We start from the raw sequence: 4087 nt of genomic DNA, 5'->3' as shown, positions 1-4087 counted from the left end.
CACTCCACCTGAAGAGAAATCTTCTCTCCCACTTATAGAAGTGGGAGTCTTATCAAAAGATTATATTAAACACTCTTAAGTCCAGTTAATATCCCAAAACCATTATTATATTCAATCTCAACCATTCCTCCAGGAGGAACTTTAAAATTCCACATTGTCTTTATGTCTAAACCCAATAATATAGTTATTAATATCTGAATTACTCCTCCATGGCTAACAATGACATACGTACCACTTCTATTTTTTAGCTGAGATAAAAACTTATTCAATCTATTATTTAAATCACTTACGGATTCTCCCTTAGGTATCTTATAGTTCACATAGTCATTTATCCAAGCGCTATATTCACTTCCATATTGCTCCTTGATCTCTGCATTAGTTTTTCCCTCAAATAAGCCAAAGTTTAATTCTCTCAATTCTTCTTTTATACTAATATTCTTATTCAACTTATTTCCCAGTTTATTAGCAATATAAAGAGTTCTATCCGAGGGGCTACACAAAATCTCACCAATATCTTTAGCTTCTTTTATTAAAAAATGTATGATATCTTCAGCTTGTGTTTTCCCTTTTTCAGTGAGCTTATAATCTGACCATCCACCATATATACCTTTTTTATTAGCCTCAGTTTCTCCGTGTCTAACCATTATTAATTTCATATAATCAATCCTCTAAAAAAATATATGGAAACCATAAAAATAGTCTGAGAGATTTCAATAATATATCCTACAGTATCCCCAGTCATTCCACCAATTTTATTTTCTATATATTTAGTTTGTATAATTACGAATATATAAGTAATTACAGTTATAACAGCTATTTTATAGTCTATTAGAGTAGCGCAGATTACAGTAAACAATAATCCTAAAATAACATGCTTTAATCCACAGCTAGTTATAAAGGTGGTTCCCATTCCAGTTTCTTTTCTAGCATATTTGCTAATAGATGCAGCCAATATAGCTGAAAATCTTCCCACAATAGGCACTAAGATAAGTATTGTATAATCAATATAATTGCTTATAACTAAATTAGATATAACTATAAAGACAATTCCTAGAACTCCAAAAGTTCCAATTCTACTATCCTTCATAATTTCTAACATTCTCTCTTTACTTCTATTACTAAAAATCCCATCAAAGGTATCAGCTAAACCATCAATATGCAGTCCTCCAGTTATCCAAAGATATAAAAGCCATGAGATAAGGATAATAATAGGTTTATCTATATAGTCTTTAAGTAAAGATGGTAGCCATATAATAGTACCAATAATAAGACCTATCATTGGAAATAGTGCAATTCCCTTTTTAAGGTCTTTATCTCTATAGTCCCACTTATATTTAATTGGAATTCTTGTAAAAAACACTATCATTAATAATAAACTTCTCATAAAAACCTCTTTCTATCTTGCTATTTTATTTTTACTGGGATTCCTGAAACGGTTAAATACACTTCATCTGCTTTTCGGGCTAAAAATTGATTAATTCTTCCTGCAATATCTCTAAAAATGTTACCCAACTTATATGATGGCACTAATCCCATTCCTACTTCATTAGTAACAAAAACTATATTCTTATTTGAAGCATATAAAGTATCCAATAATTCCTCAACTTCCTCAGATATTCTTCCTTCAATTTTATTTATTTCTTCCATAGATGCTTTATCAAAATCTATTTCCTCTTCTAAAAGAAGATTTGATACCATTAAAGTAATACAATCTAGTAACACAGTATCATAGCTTGCAAAATTATCATCATCCTTCAATTTATGAAAATTTTTGTACTTCTCTATAGTAGTCCATTCTCTAGGTCTCGATTCTCTGTGCTTTTTTATCCTATCCTTCATTCCATCATCAAAGGCAATAGCTGTTGCTATATATGCTATATTATCTCCTATCTCATCAGTAATGTTCTCTGCTAATGTACTTTTTCCACTTCTAGCTCCACCAGTAATTAATATAAACTTACCCATACTTTCACCTCTTAATATCTATCATACTTTACTTTGGTATAATTATTGGTCTTTCATTTTCATTTCTTCTTATTAAATCTACTTTAATTCCGTAAACCTCTTCGATGTTCTCTTCAGTCAATACCCTTTCAGGTGTATCCATTTTTCTAATATTGCCCTTCTCTAAAAGAACAATGTAATCACTATATCTACTAGCCATATTTATGTCATGAAGAGTTGTTATTACTGTAATATTATGTTCTTTATTTAATGTCTTACATAAATCTAATATTTCTATTTGATATTTTATATCTAAGTGAGATATAGGCTCATCTAAAATAAGAACCTTAGGCTGCTGAGTGAGGGCTCTAGCTATTAGTACCCTTTGTCTTTCTCCACCACTTATTTCACTAATACTTTTATCCCTTAATTCCCAAGTTGAAGTGTCCTCCATTGCCTTCTTCACAATTCTCTCATCTTCCTTGCCTTCTGTCTGGAATCTCTTTAAATATGGAAAACGTCCCATCATTACAACATCATAAACAGCAAAATCAAATTGAACATCGGTTCCTTGATGAACTACAGCAATAACCCTTGCTAAATTTTTATACTTAATTCTTTCAACTTCTTTATCTTCAATCATTATACTTCCCTTATGGGGATGTAGGAGGTTACAAATGTTTTTAAGTAATGTGGTCTTACCTGAACCATTAGGTCCTAAAATACTCAAAAAACTTCCTTGAGGAACGTTTAAATCAATAGCCTTTAATATCTCAGCTTCATCGTATTTAAAATGTAGGTTTTCTATATTAACAATTGGTTTCATATCCTTACCTCTTTCTATAATTTTCAATAAATTATAATCTTTAAATCTATATCAAATTTTTACTTCTGTTTCTCTTTAATAAATATAGGAAAAATGGTCCGCCAAATAGTGAAGTTATTATCCCTACCGGTATTTCTATACCACTTAACATTGTTCTTGCTAATGTATCACAAATCAGTAGAAAAATGGATCCTCCGATTACTGACACAGGCAATAGTATTCTATGATCTGACCCAAATACAAGTCTCAATAAATGGGGAATAATTAATCCAACAAACCCTATTATACCACTAACTGAAACTGCACAGGCCGCTAGAAACGAAGCCGTTACAAGAATAATTTTCTTAGTAAGCTCTACATTAACTCCAAGATTTTGAGCTTGATCCTCTCCTAATACTATGGCATTTAGCTCCTTAGAATAAGTAGTCAAAAATATAGTTCCTATAGTAGCAGGTATAGATATAACTAATAATTGAGTCCAACTAGATCCATTAAAACTACCTAGGGTCCAAGAGACTATGTTTATCAATTCATCCTTATTAAATATCATCATAAGGGAAATCCCTGATGATAATAAGGAGCTTACGACAATCCCTGCTAATAATATTGCAGTTGTAGAAATTTTATTTCCCACTCGGGCCAAGTTATAAACTAAAAATGTAGTTAATAGTGCTCCAGCAAAGGCTATAACCGAAGTCAGGCCAAATCCTAAAATTCCTTTGTTTAAGCCTAGAATTATTCCTAACGTTGCTCCAAAGGCAGCCCCTGATGATACTCCCATAACAAAGGGATCGGCCATAGGATTTTTAAAGATGGCTTGATATGATGCTCCTACTACAGATAATATAGCCCCTACTAAACTAGCCATTAAAATCCTAGGAAGACGTATATTCATAACTATAAAGATATTTGAATCCTTTATAGTTTCAACATTTACTCTATTTCCAATAAACTTTATTTTACTAATAATGATCTTAACAGTTTCTATAAAAGGTATTTTAACAGCTCCCAAGGTTATGGAAAATAAAATTAAAAAGAGTAATACAATTAATAATACCAATATCTTAGTTTTATATAACTTTTTTATCATACTATCACTTACCTCTGCTCAATATTTTGTTTCTGGTGCGTATCCAATAGCCTTTAGAAGTTTTGCTTTAAACACATAAATAAATTCTCAAGTTAAGACTTATATCTTAAAGAACTTATTTATGTGTTTAATATTTCTTACTCATATCTTTATCTTTTGATAATACTCCCACTTCTATAAGTGGGAGAGAAGACTTCTCTTCAGGTGGAGTAGAGTCTCCATCTGAA

At 31.0% G+C, this 4087-nt stretch carries 5 protein-coding genes; all 5 read right to left on the bottom strand.

Annotation, left to right across the window (positions count from 1 at the left end):
• Window positions 1-65: 65 nt before the first annotated feature.
• Genes JMO20_RS12080 through JMO20_RS12060 form a run of 5 tightly spaced genes read right to left on the bottom strand, consistent with a single transcriptional unit; the run spans window position 66 to window position 3860 of the window.
• Window positions 66-656: a histidine phosphatase family protein gene (locus tag JMO20_RS12080; RefSeq protein ID WP_202709935.1), complete on the bottom strand. Its 591-nt coding sequence runs from the start codon at window positions 654-656 to the stop codon at window positions 66-68.
• Entirely contained in the window at window positions 653-1384 is a 732-nt protein-coding gene (gene cobS, locus JMO20_RS12075) for an adenosylcobinamide-GDP ribazoletransferase (RefSeq protein WP_202709934.1), read from the bottom strand. The genes JMO20_RS12080 and cobS overlap by 4 nt, the downstream gene beginning before the upstream one ends.
• Window positions 1385-1404: 20 nt before the next feature.
• Window positions 1405-1965 (bottom strand): bifunctional adenosylcobinamide kinase/adenosylcobinamide-phosphate guanylyltransferase, encoded by a 561-nt coding sequence (gene cobU, locus JMO20_RS12070; RefSeq protein ID WP_202709933.1) that lies wholly within the window; start codon window positions 1963-1965, stop codon window positions 1405-1407.
• 28 nt (window positions 1966-1993) lie between these two features.
• Complete coding sequence (locus tag JMO20_RS12065) at window positions 1994-2770, bottom strand: ABC transporter ATP-binding protein (protein ID WP_202709932.1); 777 nt, start codon at window positions 2768-2770, stop codon at window positions 1994-1996.
• Window positions 2771-2816: 46 nt separating this feature from the next.
• Window positions 2817-3860 carry a FecCD family ABC transporter permease gene (locus JMO20_RS12060; RefSeq protein WP_202709931.1) on the bottom strand — a complete coding sequence of 348 codons (1044 nt, stop codon included), beginning with the start codon at window positions 3858-3860 and terminating at the stop codon, window positions 2817-2819.
• Between the last annotated feature and the right edge of the window lie 227 nt (window positions 3861-4087).

Source organism: Sporosalibacterium faouarense, from assembly GCF_016765695.1.
GTDB lineage: Bacteria > Bacillota > Clostridia > Tissierellales > VENL01 > Sporosalibacterium > Sporosalibacterium faouarense.
The sequence above is the reverse complement of the archived record's forward strand: the minus strand, read 5'-3'. Positions and strand labels throughout refer to the sequence as shown.

Coding starts and splice junctions, on each gene's coding strand:
- JMO20_RS12065 (WP_202709932.1), bottom strand. CDS start 2,770: ATGAAACCAATTGTTAATATAGAAAACCTACATTTTAAATACGATGAA.
- cobU (WP_202709933.1), bottom strand. CDS start 1,965: ATGGGTAAGTTTATATTAATTACTGGTGGAGCTAGAAGTGGAAAAAGT.
- JMO20_RS12060 (WP_202709931.1), bottom strand. CDS start 3,860: ATGATAAAAAAGTTATATAAAACTAAGATATTGGTATTATTAATTGTA.
- cobS (WP_202709934.1), bottom strand. CDS start 1,384: ATGAGAAGTTTATTATTAATGATAGTGTTTTTTACAAGAATTCCAATT.
- JMO20_RS12080 (WP_202709935.1), bottom strand. CDS start 656: ATGAAATTAATAATGGTTAGACACGGAGAAACTGAGGCTAATAAAAAA.